Origin of the sequence: Paenibacillus xylanexedens (assembly GCF_001908275.1) — a bacterium.
Classification (GTDB): domain Bacteria; phylum Bacillota; class Bacilli; order Paenibacillales; family Paenibacillaceae; genus Paenibacillus; species Paenibacillus xylanexedens_A.
The window spans coordinates 6,399,106-6,415,995 of record NZ_CP018620.1 but is presented as its reverse complement, the minus strand read 5'-3'; the positions used below and the strand labels follow the sequence as shown (position 1 = coordinate 6,415,995).

Annotated in this window: 14 protein-coding genes; 13 read left to right on the top strand and 1 reads right to left on the bottom strand. The window is 48.2% G+C overall.

What is annotated here, in order from left to right; genetic code table 11:
* Positions 1–83: 83 nt before the first annotated feature.
* The 12 genes from BS614_RS27970 to BS614_RS27915 all read left to right on the top strand — a co-directional run bounded on the left by BS614_RS27970 (position 84) and on the right by BS614_RS27915 (position 13,533).
* On the top strand, positions 84–1,427 hold the full coding sequence (locus tag BS614_RS27970; RefSeq protein WP_074096321.1) for an LLM class flavin-dependent oxidoreductase: 1,344 nt from the start codon (positions 84–86) through the stop codon (positions 1,425–1,427).
* Between the two features lie 172 nt (positions 1,428–1,599).
* Positions 1,600–3,243 (top strand): ABC transporter substrate-binding protein, encoded by a 1,644-nt coding sequence (locus BS614_RS27965; protein WP_074096320.1) that lies wholly within the window; start codon positions 1,600–1,602, stop codon positions 3,241–3,243.
* Between the two features lie 261 nt (positions 3,244–3,504).
* Positions 3,505–4,437, top strand: a complete 933-nt coding sequence (locus BS614_RS27960) for an ABC transporter permease (protein ID WP_074096319.1) — start codon at positions 3,505–3,507, stop codon at positions 4,435–4,437.
* A gap of 60 nt (positions 4,438–4,497) precedes the next feature.
* The gene (locus tag BS614_RS27955) at positions 4,498–5,412 is read left to right on the top strand and encodes an ABC transporter permease (protein ID WP_157116223.1); all 915 of its coding nucleotides are present in this window, start codon (positions 4,498–4,500) and stop codon (positions 5,410–5,412) included.
* Between the two features lie 123 nt (positions 5,413–5,535).
* Positions 5,536–6,084 carry an NADPH-dependent FMN reductase gene (gene ssuE / locus BS614_RS27950; RefSeq protein WP_074096318.1) on the top strand — a complete coding sequence of 183 codons (549 nt, stop codon included), beginning with the start codon at positions 5,536–5,538 and terminating at the stop codon, positions 6,082–6,084.
* 69 nt (positions 6,085–6,153) lie between these two features.
* Entirely contained in the window at positions 6,154–7,026 is an 873-nt protein-coding gene (locus BS614_RS27945) for a LysR family transcriptional regulator (protein WP_062837890.1), read from the top strand.
* A 177-nt stretch (positions 7,027–7,203) separates the two neighbouring features.
* Positions 7,204–8,265, top strand: a complete 1,062-nt coding sequence (locus tag BS614_RS27940; RefSeq protein ID WP_074096317.1) for an LLM class flavin-dependent oxidoreductase — start codon at positions 7,204–7,206, stop codon at positions 8,263–8,265.
* A 40-nt stretch (positions 8,266–8,305) separates the two neighbouring features.
* Positions 8,306–9,532, top strand: coding sequence for an amidohydrolase (locus BS614_RS27935; protein WP_244898216.1), 1,227 nt, complete (start codon positions 8,306–8,308; stop codon positions 9,530–9,532).
* Between the two features lie 265 nt (positions 9,533–9,797).
* Positions 9,798–11,063 carry a staphylopine family metallophore export MFS transporter CntE gene (gene cntE, locus BS614_RS27930; RefSeq protein WP_425320265.1) on the top strand — a complete coding sequence of 422 codons (1,266 nt, stop codon included), beginning with the start codon at positions 9,798–9,800 and terminating at the stop codon, positions 11,061–11,063.
* A 235-nt stretch (positions 11,064–11,298) separates the two neighbouring features.
* On the top strand, positions 11,299–12,495 hold the full coding sequence (locus BS614_RS27925; protein WP_074096315.1) for a GTP-binding protein: 1,197 nt from the start codon (positions 11,299–11,301) through the stop codon (positions 12,493–12,495).
* Between the two features lie 323 nt (positions 12,496–12,818).
* Positions 12,819–13,088, top strand: coding sequence for a 30S ribosomal protein S14 (rpsN, locus tag BS614_RS27920; protein ID WP_074096314.1), 270 nt, complete (start codon positions 12,819–12,821; stop codon positions 13,086–13,088).
* Positions 13,089–13,236: 148 nt separating this feature from the next.
* Entirely contained in the window at positions 13,237–13,533 is a 297-nt protein-coding gene (locus tag BS614_RS27915; protein WP_084174792.1) for a DUF3024 domain-containing protein, read from the top strand.
* Between the two features lie 112 nt (positions 13,534–13,645).
* Here BS614_RS27915 and BS614_RS27910 read toward each other — a convergent pair whose 3' ends face one another.
* On the bottom strand, positions 13,646–14,503 hold the full coding sequence (locus BS614_RS27910; protein ID WP_074096313.1) for a helix-turn-helix transcriptional regulator: 858 nt from the start codon (positions 14,501–14,503) through the stop codon (positions 13,646–13,648).
* A 175-nt stretch (positions 14,504–14,678) separates the two neighbouring features.
* Between BS614_RS27910 and BS614_RS27905 the strand changes: the two genes are divergently transcribed.
* Positions 14,679–16,751, top strand: a complete 2,073-nt coding sequence (locus tag BS614_RS27905) for a beta-galactosidase (protein ID WP_074096312.1) — start codon at positions 14,679–14,681, stop codon at positions 16,749–16,751.
* Positions 16,752–16,890: the final 139 nt, after the last annotated feature.

The window sequence follows — 16,890 nt, the reverse complement described above, 5'->3', positions numbered from 1 at the left end:
TAAGTTATTTTGCATACGTAATCAGTTCAGTTGGCCCTTGATCATTCTTTTGAAGATTCTAATCCAAGGAAGGCGGAGTGCATATGACAGCGAAACGCAGTTTGAAATTTGGAGCCATTATTCATGGGGTTGGAGGAAGCAACACCACATGGAGACACCCGGAGGTTCTGTCGGATGCCAGCGTTAACTTTGGATTCTACAAACGTCAGGCACTGAAAGCGGAGGAAGGCAAGTTCGATCTGGTCTTTATCGCAGACGGTCTGTATATTACCGAGAAATCCATTCCGCATTTCCTCAATCGCTTCGAACCAATCAGTATCCTCTCCGCTTTGGCTGCCGTTACTTCACATATTGGACTGGTAGGCACCCTCTCGACATCCTATAGTGATCCGTTCACCGTAGCCAGACAGTTCGGTTCCCTCGATCAGATCAGTGATGGCCGTGCAGGCTGGAACGTCGTGACTTCTCCGCTGGAAGGTACAGCGAAGAACTATAGCAAGAGCAGTCACCCTTCGCATCCGGAACGTTATCGCATTGCCGCGGAATATTTACAGGTAACCAAAGGGTTGTGGGACTCTTGGGAAGATGATGCCTTTGTGAGAGACAAAGAGAGCGGTGTCTTCTTCGATCCATCCAAGCTGCACACGCTTAATCATGAAGGAGAGTTTTTCTCCGTACAAGGTCCGCTCAATATTGCCCGTTCACGGCAAGGACAGCCGGTGATTTTCCAGGCAGGTTCATCGGAAGATGGCAAAACGCTGGCGGCGCAAGAAGCGGATGCTGTCTTTACTGGACACGATACGATTGAAGATGCACAGGCATTTTATAAGGATGTGAAAACACGAGCGGCTTCCTATGGACGTTCTGCACAGGATATTGTTATTCTGCCAGGCATCAATCCTATTGTTGGACGGACGGAAGAGGAAGCTGAACAGAAATATCAGGAGATCGCAAGTCTGGTTACCATTGATAAAGCGCTGGATTACCTGGGACGTTTCTTCGAACACCATGATTTCTCCCAATATCCGCTGGATGAACCGTTCCCGGAGCTGAATGGCATTGGAAGCAACAGCTTCCGCAGTGGAACCGACAAGATCAAGAAGGATGCCAAAGAGCAAGGATTGACGTTGCGTGAAGTGGCTCTGCGGGCAGCAACACCGCGTAGCAAATTCCTGGGCACACCGGAGCAGGTTGCTGACAAGATTCAGGAATGGTTCGAGACGGAAGCGGCGGATGGTTTCATTATTGCTTCGGAGCTGCCAAGTGGATTGTCTGATTTTGTGGAACTGGTTGTTCCGATTCTGCAAGAACGCGGTTTGTATCGTACGGACTATGAACACGATACATTGCGAGGTAACCTTGGCGTGCAAATTCCGGTTAACCGTTATACGGCTGCGAAGAAGCAAGTTGTATCTGATTTGGCATAACGGATAGGGAGCGAACGAGCATCTGATTTTGTCTGGCTGTTTTCTCCAACCGGTAATAAAATCAATTACTACGTTTCGTACTGTTTTAAAACCGACTTAACTCATAGGATATATAGAGTATTGGTATAAACATTAATTTAATGACACCTGTATACACAGAGGGGGAAGCGATATGAACAGGTCTATCTCATGGATGAAATATATGGCATTGGCAGCAGTATTGGTGATGGTATTATCCGGTTGCGGAGCGACGGGAGGCAGCACGAACAGTACGGCACAGGCATCAGGTGGGGGGCAGGCCGGGCAAGCCGAAGGAGGCAACCTGACTTTTGCACTTGCCACTTCACCGGATACGCTTGACCCTCATCGTAGTGGGCTTGCCGTAACGGTACGCGCCATCCGGACGATCTACGACAATCTGGTAGTACAGTTGCCGGACGGTTCCATCAAACCTTGGCTCGCCACGGAATGGAGCGTATCCGAGGATGGCAAGAGTTATACGTTCAAGCTGCGTGAAGGCGTGAAATTCCACGATGGCACACCGTTTAATGCGGAAGCCGTGAAATACAATCTGGACCGGGTGATTGATCCGGCCACCAAAGCTGCCAATTCTCTGGCCCTGATTAGACCGTATAGCTCCTCCGAAGTCATTGATGAATATACCATCAAGGTAAATCTGGAATCACCATCGCAAGCCTTTCTCGGTAACTTGAGCCAGGCACTTCTGGGGATCGTATCCCCTACAGCTGCCCAAAAATATGGTGACCAGCTAGGTAAAAATCCGGTGGGCACAGGTCCGTATACCTTTGTGAAATGGGATGAAAATGCGGATATCGTCGTTGCCAAAAACAAGGATTACAATTGGGGACCTGAGACGGTTGAAAATAAAGCCGCGCCCCATGTGGATACGATCACATTCAAGATTGTACCGGAAGAAGCAACGCGTATCGGAAGTGTACAGAGTAGTCAGGTACTCGCTGCCGAGACGGTTCCACCGCAGAATATCGCTGCATTGAAAAACGATCCGAACCAGCAATTGCTACAGGCCAATACGGTTGGACTGCCGTACACACTCTTTTTCAATCTGCGTAAAGCGCCTTGGGATGATGTGAAAGTAAGGCAGGCAATACAATCCGCTGTAGATGTGGAATCGATTGTCAAAACATTGTATCTGGGCAACTACGAACGAGCGTGGTCCGCACTGTCTCCTGGAATCCTGGGTTATAATGCATCGCTGGAAGGTAGCATTAACCCGGACATCAACAAAGCCAATCAGCTGCTCGATGAACAAGGCTGGGTGAAAGGCGCTGACGGTATTCGTGCCAAAGACGGCCAGAAACTGACCCTGCGTTATGTCGATGGTTCGCCCAATCGGGAGAAACGCAATGACATTGCCGCCATTATCCAACAACAGTTGAAACAGGTTGGCATTGCCGTTGAAGTCGAGATTACAAAAGATATCGCAACAGTCATCTATCAGAACTGGGATTATGATCTCTATGGCAACAGTCAGGTCAATTCTGATCCCAATGCCTTGTACGCTTTCTACCATACGAGTGCAGAGGGCGAGCGTCCCACATTATCCGGTTTGTCTGATCCAAAGATCGATGAACTGTTAGAGCAGGGAGCGGTTGAGAGTGACGCGGATAAACGTGTCGAGATCTACAATCAGATCCAACAATACCTGATTGAGCAAGCGGTAATTCTGCCGACCTATGTATTCCCTTATACTGTCGCAGCATCCAAAAAGGTCGAAGGCATCAAGTTTGATTCATTGGGTTATCCACTCTTTAACGATGTTCGCATTCAGCCCTAACAGAGGTTGTTCAAAAAGTCCACTTTTGATTACGAGTCATGCCTAATGGCATGATCAGCATCGAATATGAAATTCAGCCGAAATAAGCGGGAGGCTTACGAAGTATGTTTCCTTTGGAGTCATTGTAGTTGCTCACGTAGTTTCCTACGCTCCGCTACTCCATTTCTAGCTTCATTCCATCTTCTCGGTACTGAAAACTGGTCTTTTTGAACACGCACTATAGGAACGGTCAATCCAGATTCAGGAAGGAGATATCCCGGTATGGTTCAAACGATACTGTCACGACTCTCAACATCGCTTCTGGTTATTTTCGGAGCTTCGGTGCTGGTGTACTGCATCATGTATCTTCTGCCGGGTGATCCGGTTCTGCTCATGCTGGACCCGTCCTCGGCTACCCCGGAGATGATCGAGAATCTGCGGGTCCAGCTTGGACTGGATCAGCCGTTTTACATCCAGTTTGCGAACTATTTCGGTGATATGCTGCGTGGGGATTTTGGCAAATCAATGATCAATTCGGATCCGGTTTTGCCAAAAATACTGGAACATTTTCCAGCGACACTGGCTTTGACCGCACTCAGCTCAATTATTGCCATCACGATCGGAATTACACTTGGTGTATTGTCTGCGATTCATCGCAATGGCGTGATTGATTTCGTTGCTCGGCTGGTTGGACTGTTCGGCATTTCTATGCCAACCTTCTGGACGGGGATACTGCTCATCCTGTTATTCTCGGTACAGCTTGGCTGGTTCCCGGCGATGGGGTCCGACGGATTCAGTTCACTGGTTCTTCCCGCAGCTACGCTGGGTCTCGTGGGTGCAGGGTTTATTGTACGGATGGTGCGGAACAGCATGTTGGAAGTGATCAATGAACCGTTTATCGTGGCGTTACGGGCCAAAGGGCTTTCGGAACGTGCCATCATGTATGGTCATGCACTGCGTAATGCCCTTATTCCTGCTGTAACGGTAATCGGCATGCTGATTGGTGATCTGCTCGCGGGAACCGTTGTGGTGGAGACCGTCTTCTCCAGACAAGGAATCGGCCGAATTATTGCGGATGCGCTAATGGCTAAGGATCTGCCCGTGGTGCAAGGCGTTGTTTTCTTTACATCAATTATCTATGTGGTCTTGAATTTGCTGGTGGATATCTCGTATTCGTACATTGATCCCCGGGTTCGGCGTGCAGTCCGAACATGATGACAGCTGGAACAGTCAGAAGTGTCCTGACGCGGAGTATGGAAGGAGGAGTTGTTGCTCATGAGCATGAAACCTTTGGTTGGTGACAAAAAAGCATGGGCGGGCGTAGGACGTATCCGTCTGTGGAATCGCCGCCCTTGGCGCTATCGCATCTCATTCGCGGTATCCCGATTATTCTTTTATGCAGCATTGCTGGTGGTGGTGTTTACCGTGGCATGTGCGATTGTACCAGGCTGGATTGCACCCTATGATCCAACTCAGATGATGACGGATGCTATCGTGCAGGCTCCTTCTGCTGCGCACCTGTTCGGGACGGACTATTTTGGCAGGGATATCTTCAGTGTGGTTGTGCATGGGAGCAGAGATTCATTGCTCATTGGATTCGCCTCGGTACTTGTAGGCGGTATTGTTGGCAGTGCTCTTGGTATTATCTCCGGTTATGCCGGAGGTATTGTTGATACCATCACGATGCGGGCTGTTGATATTCTGATGGCTGTACCTGGCGTGCTCCTTGCATTGTCTGTTGCAGCTGCTCTCGGGCCAGGACTGATGAACATTGCACTGGCTGTTGCGGTTTCCTCCATTCCGGGCTACGCACGGGTGATGCGTGGGCAAGTCATATCAGTTAAAGGTCTGCCTTTCATTACAGCGACACGTTCACTGGGCGGTTCCAATACACGTATTTTCTGGAAACATGTACTGCCACATTCGTTGTCACCCTTGCTGGTCATGGCTACGCTTGGCGTAGGGACATCGATTCTGACGGGCTCCGGACTCAGCTTTCTGGGACTTGGGGTGTTGAAGGAAATTCCGGATTGGGGCGCCTTACTCTCGCAAGGTAGAGGTTATCTGACGGTTGCCTGGTGGATCTGTACGTTCCCGGGGCTGGCGATCACGTTGTTTGTACTGGCGGTTAATCTGATTGGAGACGATATTCGCGACCGGTTGGATCCCAAAGTAAAAGGAGCGGCTTGACCGCTATTCCAAAATATAAGAATTTATAAGTTTCACCTTATCCATTTTTATATTTCACTGCGAAACGGTAGCTGTGCCACCAGAGGACGGCGACAGCCGTTTACGCTTGAGGAGGAGAAATTCATGTCACATGTTGTCATTATTGCAGGATCACCATCCAAGCGTTCGCGTTTGACAGGTCTGACGGATTACAGTAGCCAAAAATTAACGGAGGCAGGCATCACCGTTGAAGTCATTCATGTTGTGGATCTGCCTGCTGAGGATCTGGTGCAAGCTCGGTTTGACAGCTCATTCATTCGTGATGCACTGGCTGTCGTGGAAGCGGCGGATGCAGTTATTGTGGCTACACCGGTATACAAGGCATCGTACTCAGGAGTACTCAAGCTGTTCCTGGATCTGATTCCGCAAGAAGGGTTGCGGGGCAAGTTGACACTTCCGCTCGTTATCGGTGGCTCTATAGCTCATCTACTCGCGATTGATTATGCATTGAAACCTGTTCTGGCAGCCCTTGGTGGAAGACATATCTTGGGTGGGGTGTACGCTGTGGATCAGGGGATTGAACGACTGGATGATGGAAAGTTCGTACTCTCGGCGGATATTACTACACGTCTGGATCGCTCGCTGGATGAATTGATATTGACACTGGAAAAGGATGGGATTACGATATCATAAAACCAAGTAAATATATTGGATAAATCAATATAAGATCAAACGTCTGCGGACGTGGATACGGAGGCGCTCATGAATATCGAGAATATTGAAGCATTTGTATATATCAATCATTATGGAAGCTTCAATAAGGCTGCCGAAGTACTCTTCTTGTCCCAACCTTCGGTCACAGCTCGCATTCAGTCACTGGAAAGGGAGCTGGGCTGCAAGTTGTTTGATCGGCTTGGCAAGCAAATTGTGCTGACAGAAGAAGGTCGGAAATTCCTTCCATATGCGCAGCAAGTGCTGCAAGTGATTCAGAAGGGCAAGCAGAAGATTCAGCAACGGCGATCAACACCGGATGCTCTTCGGCTCGGTAGTACAGTATCGGTATCCAATTATGTCATTCCCGATTTTCTACCCAAGATCAAGGATGCTTACCCCGAAATTAATATCAAATTGACTACAGCAACGACGGATCAGCTGATTGCCAAACTGCTTGGTCAGGAGATCGATCTTGCTTTTGTGCGCAAGGTCATGCATCCTGCGATCCGTACGGTTGCTTTTTATGAAGATCCGATCCAGCTCTATGTGTACAAAGGACATCCATTCATTGAGAGCGGGCATGTCAGCATGGAGGCGATCCGGAATGAGCAACTGGTCTTTTTCGAATGTGGTTCACTGGACTGGCTTCGCATTCACCGGGCTTTCGACTCGCTGGAACATCCGCCGAATATTACATATCATGTCGATAATTCGGAGACGGCGAAGAAACTGGTTATGCAAGGGGCAGGCATTGCCTTTCTCCCGGGACTCACGGTGAAGAAGGAAGTGCAGAATCAGGAGTTGTTCCCCATTCAGGTACATGAGGTGGCAGGTGTATCGTTGCAGATCAGCGTCGTTACTTTAAAGGAAGAATATTCGCCATTGGCAGAGCCCTTCGGGGAACTGCTGCGGCAACTATAAAGCGTCTAACGTTGAATCTGACTTTTACACCAAAACGGAGAGTGCAGAACCAATCTGAAGAAGCGAAGCGTGATCGGAAGATGGTACTGCAATCGGAGTGATAAAGTGTAACATCTCCAGTTCAACTTAATAGTGATTCAAGAACAGCGGTTCAGCACAATCAAGGAGGAGAAGCATATGAGTATTCGTGTTGGCATTTTGGATCAGACCCCGATCTATGAAGGGGAAACGGCGGTGGATGCTTTTCGGCATACGATTGAGCTGGCACAACGGGCAGAGCAGCTTGGATTCCATCGGTTCTGGGTATCGGAGCACCATGATGGACAGCATGTTGCAGGTTCCTCCCCGGAGGTACTCATCTCCCACTTGCTTGCGCATACGAAACGGATTCGTCTGGGGTCTGGCGGGGTGATGCTCCAACATTACAGCCCATATAAAGTCGCCGAAAATTTCAATATACTCGCAGCGCTCGGACCTGGAAGAATCGACTTGGGAATTGGTCGTGCGCCGGGTGGATTACCCCGTTCGACACAGGCATTGCAGGAAGGTATTCAGGGAGCTGCATCCCTGAAAGAGAAAATTGTTCAAGTGAAGCGATACATCCACAATGAACCGCTTGAAGATCAATCGCATCCACTTGCGGGTCTCACTGCTTCGCCCGTATCCGACATTCCAGCGGAGCTGTACGTGCTTGGAGCCAGTGTCGATAGTGCGGGCATGGCCGCGGAACTGGGACTTCCATATGTCTTTTCACTGTTCATTAACAGTAATATAGAGGTAGCGCTTGAAGCCATTCGTATATATCGGGAACAATTCGATCGTTCCCAGGGGCGGGAGCCTTACGCTGCACTGGCTTTATCCCTGATTGTGGCCGAGAGTGAGGAAGAAGCGGAAGGGCTTGCGGGTGAACATAAGCTGGTGAGAATTCACATGGAGAGTGGCAAAGTGCTGACAGTCGGTTCTGTTGAACAAGCGGAAGAATTCGGACGTCAATCCAACGAAAAGTACCGACTCGAAATTCTTGAACCAAGCGTGACCCGGGGCACGAAAGCAACGGTAGGTCAGGCACTGCTGAAGTTCCAGCAGGATTTTGCTGTGGAAGAGTTAATTGTGACTACAGCTACACGGGACTTTGCCAAGCGAATTCATTCATTTGAATTATTGCGTGAAATTCTGGCAGAGCAGGGACTAAGTGAATTTGCACTGGAATCCAAGGAACAGGAAGCAGCAATCGGATAGAAGTGAGACCGTTGAATATATACGAATGGGAGGCCATGTGATGAAAAGTGATCTGGAACAGCCCAAACAGCATTCTGAGCAACAAGTACAGGGCCCCGAGCATGAGCTTCACGGTGAACGGGCGGAAGCATTCGCGGAACGTTTAATCACTATTCGGCGACACCTGCATCGTAACCCGGAATTGTCCGGCGAGGAAAGGGAGACCACGGCTGCCATTCGCAGTTGGCTGGAAGAGGAAGGCGTCCGTATTGCAGACGAATATGTGCTGCGGACAGGGCTCATCGCTGAAGTAGGCCAAGGGGACGGACCTGTGGTTGCCCTAAGAGCGGACATTGATGCGCTGCCCATTCAGGAAGAGACGAAGCTGGATTTTGCCTCCCAGGTAGATGGAAAGATGCATGCTTGTGGACATGACGCACACACGGCGATTCTAATTGGTGCTGCACGATTGTTAAAACAGCGTGAGTCCATTCTACCGGGAAAAGTACGGTTGATATTCCAGCCATCGGAGGAAAAAGCAACGGGTGCTCGGCAAGTGATCCAGAGCGGCGCATTATCCGATGTTCGGGCCGTATTTGGTTTGCATAACAAGCCTGATCTCCAGGTAGGTACGGTGGGCATTCGGGAAGGTGCATTGATGGCAGCAGCAGACGGTTTTGTTGTCAAAGTGGAAGGTGTAGGCACCCATGCAGCTGTGCCTGAAGCCGGCATTGATCCAATTGTGGTTGCCGCACATATTGTTACGGCATTACAGGCCATTGTAAGCCGCAATGTGGGAGCACAGGAGAGTGCTGTAATCAGTGTCACCAAGCTCCACAGCGGCACAGCCTGGAACGTTATTCCGGATGAAGCGATTCTCGATGGCACAGTGCGTACCTTTGATGAGAAAGTGCGTTCACGAATTCGTGAGCGTTTCAATCAGGTAGTCGCCGGTGTGGCGGCAGCCTATGGCACACGGGCTACGGTCCGTTGGATTCAGGGACCACCTGCCGTGGTCAACGATGAAGCTCTCGCATCTGCGGCGGAGCAAGTTGCAAGTCAGATTGGACTGAATAGTGTTAGACCGCTACCTTCTCCAGCAGGTGAGGACTTCTCTTTTTATCAAAAAGAAGTTCCGGGCCTGTTCCTCTTCCTGGGCACCTCTGGCCCGCATGAGTGGCATCACCCTGGCTTTGATGTGGATGAACGGGCACTGCCGCTGGGAGCACATCTTCTGGCTGCACTAGCTGAACAAGCACTACACAATGTGCAATCACATCAGGATTGATGGATGCAGTGAATCACTGGATCATATTCAGATCGAAACGGTTCCGTTCTGCGGCAACCGTTTTTTTGTATTTCTTTTTTGGGTAAGAGCGGGGTAGAGACGACGAGTCGTTGAGTCTTATCGAACGATAGGGTGGTGTGTCCATCAGACCGGTCGCGGACTTCTCTTTCTATTCATTAATGTACATGATGTATGCTATCCTAGGAGCGGTGATGATCGTTTTTGCCTATGAACGGCCTAGACCCGTGACAGGTACATCTATGAATTGAATGCCAGAAGAGAAAGTGGTGACGAACGTTTGAAGTCTACGATGAATGCAACATTCAATGGAAAATTAAATCCGGTATCCTTTTCGTTTATCCGGTTTTATATGCTGGCCTTTTTATTTTTTGCGGCGAATTCAGCTTTGACGATTATTCTTCCTTTGCGAAGCGAAGCCGCCGGATTGAACCAGGCTGAGATTGGTCTGATGATGGGGGCATATATGTTCACCTGTATGCTCTTGAGACCTTTTGCAGCACAGCTGCTGGGTAAGCATGGGCCACTTCGTGTGATGCAATGGTTATTGCTTTTGCATGCGGGTACGCTGCTGCTGTTTGTTGTTTTTGGTGTGGAGACGTATCTGTGGTTGCGAGCCCTGCAAGGGGTGGCTACGGCGTTTTTCTCCATGACGATGCAGGCAGGCATTGTGGAAAAGCTGGAGGACAAAGACCGGGCACAAGGGCTGTCCATGTACACCCTTTTTACGATGGTTCCTTCTCTGGTCATTCCGATCCTTGCCATACAAATCTGGGAAAATGCCAGTGATCTGGCGTTTACGCTGCTGATGATCGGACTGGCGGCATTGCCACTTCTGATTGGATATAATGTGGATCTGCCACGGAGTACCGTGCAGAATAAATCGTACACCTTGGGCGATATGTTTCGTTCATTCGGCGGCATCTGGCGCAGTACGCCACTGCTGATTAGCAGTGCGGTGATGTTGTTTGCGTCCTGCGTCTTTGGGGCCACAGCGACCTTTCTTCCCCTGTATATGGTATCCACCGGAATGGCGAGTGCAGGCGTATTTCTGACGATTCAGGGATTAGTTGTAATCCTGTGCCGGTTTATTTTGCGTAAAAAAATTCCGTCCGATGGTAGCTGGAATACCTGGCTGATGGCAGGGTTAATGCTATGTGCTGCACTGGGAACACAGTTGCTCAGTCTAATGGAGACCATCGGGCCGCTAGTGTATTTATCCGCGGTGTTTAGCGGTTTTGCCCTGGCACTGTTGTACCCGACATTAACCACATATCTGTCTTTTGTGCTGCCTGCGGATTCCAGATATGTACTCATGGGGATTTTCATGTCCTCGTATGACCTGGGATTCTCTCTGGGAGGACTGGCGATGGGGCTTATTGTACAGGTGAGTTCGTATTCGACCATGTTTATGATCTGCACGTTGCTCTCTGTTGCAGCGATGGTTCTGGTGTTGGTATTCAGGCAACGCATGGAAGCGGGCAATAAGGTCAGATCTGGGGTGACTATATAAATTGAACTAAAGAACATTTACAGAGGAGGTTTATGACTCACTTCTTGCCAAAACGTATCCTCAGGATGCAAAAGTGTAAGGGTCGGTCATCAGCCTTTTTTTTGTTTTTTTGCAGGTTGAATCAAAAATAGTTTGACAACGACCGTCTAACAGGATTATAGTCATTGTCGTTAATCGTAATAATTACTATTAAAGTCTGGATTACGCAGACTGCACATATAAGGAGTAGATTTCTATGATACAAAAGCAAGTTCCGGTAACCGTACTGAGTGGTTACCTTGGTTCAGGAAAAACAACGTTTCTGAATCACGTGTTGAACAACAGACAAGGGCTCAAAGTTGCGGTGATCGTCAACGACATGAGTGAGGTGAACATTGACGCTGCGTTGGTCAAGGGGGAGGCAACCTTGTCTCGAACGGAAGAGAAGTTGGTGGAGCTGTCCAACGGCTGTATCTGCTGCACCTTGCGGGATGATCTGATGCAGGAGATTGAGAAGCTGGTGAACGAAGGCAAGTATGACTATATTTTGATCGAATCCACCGGAATCAGTGAACCTGTTCCAGTTGCACAGACCTTTACATATGCCGATGAGGAGTCGGGTATTGACCTGACTAGTCTGGCCCGATTGGATTGTCTGGTAACGGTGGTGGATGCCAATCGATTCTGGCATGAGTTTGGATCAGGACAGAGTCTTCTGGATCGTAACCAGGCGACCGGAGATGAGGACACCCGTGACGTTGTAGACTTGTTGATTGATCAGATCGAAACCTGTGATGTGCTGCTGCTGAACAAATGTGATCTGGTCGATGACACCGAGCTGAACAAGCTCGAAGGTATCATCCGGAAGCTACAGCCTAACGCCAAGATCATTCGGACTGAGAACGGACAGGTGAATCCGTCTGAGATTCTGAATACATGCCGCTTTGATTTTGAGAAAGTGAGCATTTCCGCTGGATGGATTCAGGAACTGGAGAAGGAGTCGCATACACCGGAAACCGAGGAATATGGTATTGGTTCCTTTGTCTATCGCCGTAGAAAGCCATTCCATCCTTCCCGTCTGGCTGAATTCATGAGTTACTGGCCGGAAGAAGTGGTACGTGCCAAAGGTTTGGTATGGCTCGCGGCCGAGGGGGATGTTGCGGCAAGCCTCAGTCAGGCAGGGCCATCCATTCAGTTCGGTCCTGCGGGACATTGGGTCGCGGCGTTGCCGGAAGCGGACAAAGAAGAGATTTTAGTTAACGAGCCGGATTTTATGGAAAAATGGGATGCCCAGTGGGGAGATCGTCAGACGGAGCTTGTCATGATTGGGATCGAAATGGAACGTGCCAGCATTGAAGACGAGCTGGACCAGTGTCTGCTCAATGATGAAGAAATGCTGGCTGACTGGGGCCATTTCGATAATCCACTGCCATGGCCTGTGGAAGCCGTATAACTCGGAAGTTGATGTTCTGCATTGAGAGTAGCGCTATATAAGCAAATCTATATAAATTGAAATAAACATTTACACAAAACGGAGAGGACAGAAAGGACCTGAAGAAGCGGAGCGTTCGCCTACAAGCTTTCTGCAAGAAAGCTACATCGGAAGCATACGCTATCCCCGGATTTACCCTTTGTAAAAGGAATCAAAAAAAATCTGGGGATAACAGCGATCGGAAGGTTGTTCTGTCATCGGAGTGTGCAGTGTAAATATTCTTTAGTTCAATTTATATAGATAAATAAATAAATATAAATTCAATCAATAAGGAGCTGTAATTCATGGCTAAAAAATCTAAAGTGGTACGTGAGAAGCAACGTCAGGCGATCGTGGCCAAATATGCGGACCTGCGCCGGGAACTGAAGGAAAAAGGGGATTACGAGGCATTGCAGAAATTGCCGCGTAATGCATCTTCGACCAGATTAAAGAACCGTTGCGAAGTGACAGGCCGCCCGCGGGGTTATCTACGCAAGTTCAAGGTGTCTCGAATTAAGTTCAGAGAACTGGCTCATCAAGGTCAGATTCCTGGTGTAACAAAATCCAGCTGGTAAAATGATCAAGGGATGTAGCTGACACCTTTGCATGAAGGCAGGTTGTTGTGAGCTGGAAGCTGTACGAGTCGGTTAAAACAGGGGCGTATTTTGCTGAGAGGATGTGCATCTCCATGTTGGACTTGTTTACACTAAAAAGGATTCAGTAATGAACGGATATATTCACGAGAAGGTACCCGCGCCACTACGTACGATGGTGAAGTTGACATATGAGATGAATGACAATGAATTAATCCTAACCGAAGAAAGACCCGCCGAGGAACGGTATCAATGGGACAAGATGCATATTGCCCGATTTTACTGGGAAGAAAATCAGTGGAAAGTGTATGCCAGAGATGAACAGAGCAGCTGGAATCCGGTAGATGTTATTACACCTTGTTCCGATTTTGAGAATGTGCTTGAACAGGTGGAAAGGGATGAGGCTGGGCTGTTCTGGCGTACGTGAGGTTGACGAGGACGAAGATACAAATGAACATTTATGAAAAATGAGCGAAGAAGACTCTGCATGTTGTATGCAGAGTCTTCTTTTGCGATAGCATTATGAAGTAACTTTATGCCTATAACGAATGATTGTGCATCATTCGAAATTGCATAGGTGTTACGTTTTCCTGGGTTTTGAAACAGCGGATGAAATAGCTTGACTGTGAAAATCCCGTTTCCAGCGTAATTTGTTTAATGGAAAGGTTGGTTGTTGCGAGCAGCTGTTTCGCATGTAATAACCTGGATTCCATCAGGAATTCAGGGAAGGAGATTCCAAACGTCTGACTGAACTTTCGGCTAAAGTATGTTGTACTGTATCCGGCAATCCCGGCAGCGTGGTCAAGTGTAATGTGCTCGTTACTATGGGAACGAATATAATTCCCTGCTTCTCGAATTCGCTCTGAAGTGTGATTTAAAGAAACATTGATTTGGCTCGCTGCGGATTGCAATCGGGTCAGAAGCTCATATAGAGTAGCTGCCACACTGTGCTCGTCCTCAACCTGATAGCCTCTGCCTAGCTCCAGCAATCGATCCATGAGCGCGGTAACCACCGGAAAGTTGGAACATTGAAACAGCCAGGGCTCGTCAACGCCTTTTCCATTTAACAGTTCTTCGAGACGAATACCGTAGAAGTGAATCCAACGAATACTCCAAGGGTCATTCAAATCTGAATAGTAGGTTTGTCTGAGACCGGGACCGTAGAGGAATCCCTGCCCTCGTGTTAGCTCATAACGAGTGGTTCCCGTGTCCAGAAATCCTTTACCTTCAAGTACAAGGTGCAGATTATAGCATTGATCCAAATTGATTTCGGTTGTGCCATATTCTCGATGTACACGATGTTTCGGAAAGTCACTGTACCCTCCAATAAAATCGGGAAAGCATACATGTCTGGGGAAAACCGGCTTGGGGAGAAAGATGTGTTCTTTCACGTGCATCCTCCATTTAAACGCAATATTTTTATGTAATGAACTGAAATAGATTCAGCCTACTGTTATTTGAATCTTGGACAATGACAATATTTTATTATAAGTCGCATAATCTTGTCATTTATTATATGTGAAGGTTCCAATAGAATGGAGGCAATATGGCAGGTTAAGGGGGCAATTAAAGGTGGCAAAATCAATCCAATTGGATGAATTAAAAATGGGGGTCTGTTATTACCCTGAGCACTGGTCGGAAGCGTTGTGGGAGGACGATTTCCGTAGAATGAAAGAGATGAATATCACAGTTATTCGGATGGCTGAATTTGCATGGTCCATCTTTGAGCCGGAAGAAGACCAGTTCGATTTTAGTTTTTTCCAGAAGGCACTGGATCTGGCGCATCAATATGGTTTGAGCGTTATTTTGGGAACACCTACTGCAACTCCACCAGCGTGGTTAACATCCAAATATCCAGAAGTATTAAACGCAAATAAAGACGGGGTGTTGTATCAACACGGTATGCGGCGTCATACCAACTACAGCAGCCCAATCTACAGACAGCAATGTGAGAAAATCGTGCGTAATATGGTGATTGCCTATAAAGATCATCCGGCTCTCATTGGATGGCAGATCGATAACGAATTCAATTGTCATATGGATGTTTTCTATGCTGAGGCTGACCATGTCGCCTTCCGTGAATGGTTAAAGGATCGTTATGAATCGTTAGAGAATCTGAACCAAGCATGGGGAACCGTTTTCTGGAGTCAGACCTATACGGACTGGGAGCAAGTTCACCTTACCCGAAATATGGTCAGCCAATCGCCAAATCCTCATTTGGCATTAGATGAAAAGAGATTCATCTCAGCTAATACCATTTCATTTGCCAAGCTTCAGGTGGACATCATTCGGGAACTGGACCCGGAACATTGGATCACAACAAACGGTATGTTTGGACACTTGGATAATCATGAAATGACAGAAGACCTGTTGGATTTCTTCTCTTATGATTCGTATCCGCAGTTTGCTACGATCTTTCCAGGGACAGACGACAATTCATTGCAAGATCGGGCCTGGAGCATGAAACTGTCGAACGTACGCAACATGTCACCGAACTTCTGCGTCATGGAACAACAGTCTGGGCCAGGAGGCTGGGTTGACAGTATAGGCATGGGTACGCCAAGACCGGGACAGATCCGATTATGGTCGTATCAATCTGTTCTTCATGGAACAGATCTGCTCGTCTACTTCCGCTGGCGGACGGCAACATTTGGCACGGAGATGTACTGGCATGGCATCAATGATTACCATAATCAACCCAACAGAAGGGTACGCGAGGTTGCACAAGTAGGGGAAGAGTTTGCCAGGATCGGGCGTGTTATTGCGGGCACTACATATCAAGCCGATGTTGCGATCCTACAGGATTACGATAACATCTGGGACGGAGAGTTGGACGAGTGGCACGGTCCGCTTCAGCAACAGAGTGTACGCTCCTGGTATAAGCAGCTTCAGTATCGTCATATTCCGATGGACATGGTTACACTGCAACCAACGACTACACTGGAAGAGTTATCTGAATATAAGGTGATCATCTATGCTCACCCGGCCATCATGACAGACGAGACAGCAGAACTTCTGCAAGCCTATGTCAGTCAAGGAGGCACTCTGTTTTTTGGTGCTCGCACCGGATATAAGGATCTCAAGGGGCATTGTTACATGAGACCGTTCCCTGGGGCTGTCGCTGAGTTGTGTGGTGTAACCGTAGAGGACTTTACCTTAATCAAAGGAACCATTCCAGCAGCCAAACTGCAATGGAGTGGGGCGAGTGAGCGGCTTCAGGAGGGAACGTCAACGGCCGGATTTAACGAAGTTCTTCATGTGGAGCATGCTGATGTGCAGGTCATGGCTGAGTATACATCTGAATATTATGCAGGTAGTCCTGCATTGACCAAACGTACGGTAGGTCAGGGGCAAGTATGGTATTATGGAGCGGCTTACAATGAACCGGTCGTAGATGCTCTCCTGGAAGAAATAGAGCTATCTTCACCTGTGGGTGATCTGGTAGAGGTACCGTCCGAAGTTGAGCTTGGTATCCGTTCTGGTAAGGATAAAGCTTATGTCTTTTTACTCAACTACTCGGATCAACAAGTCCCCATTAAGCTTAAGAAACAAGCAAAAGAGTTACTGTCAGGTACAACACTTCAGAATGAGATCAACATGCCCGCGTATGGTGTGTTCATTTTTGAGATCGATTTGCCACATTAAGCAATCCATTCATCGATATCATGCGTTATATATAGAAAGAAACACCAAAAACGCCTTGCAGCCCTTGCAAGGCGTTTTGTATATGCATGATGTAATGTTGAATACACGTTGAGCATGGGCTGTTATTGTCTACATTTTG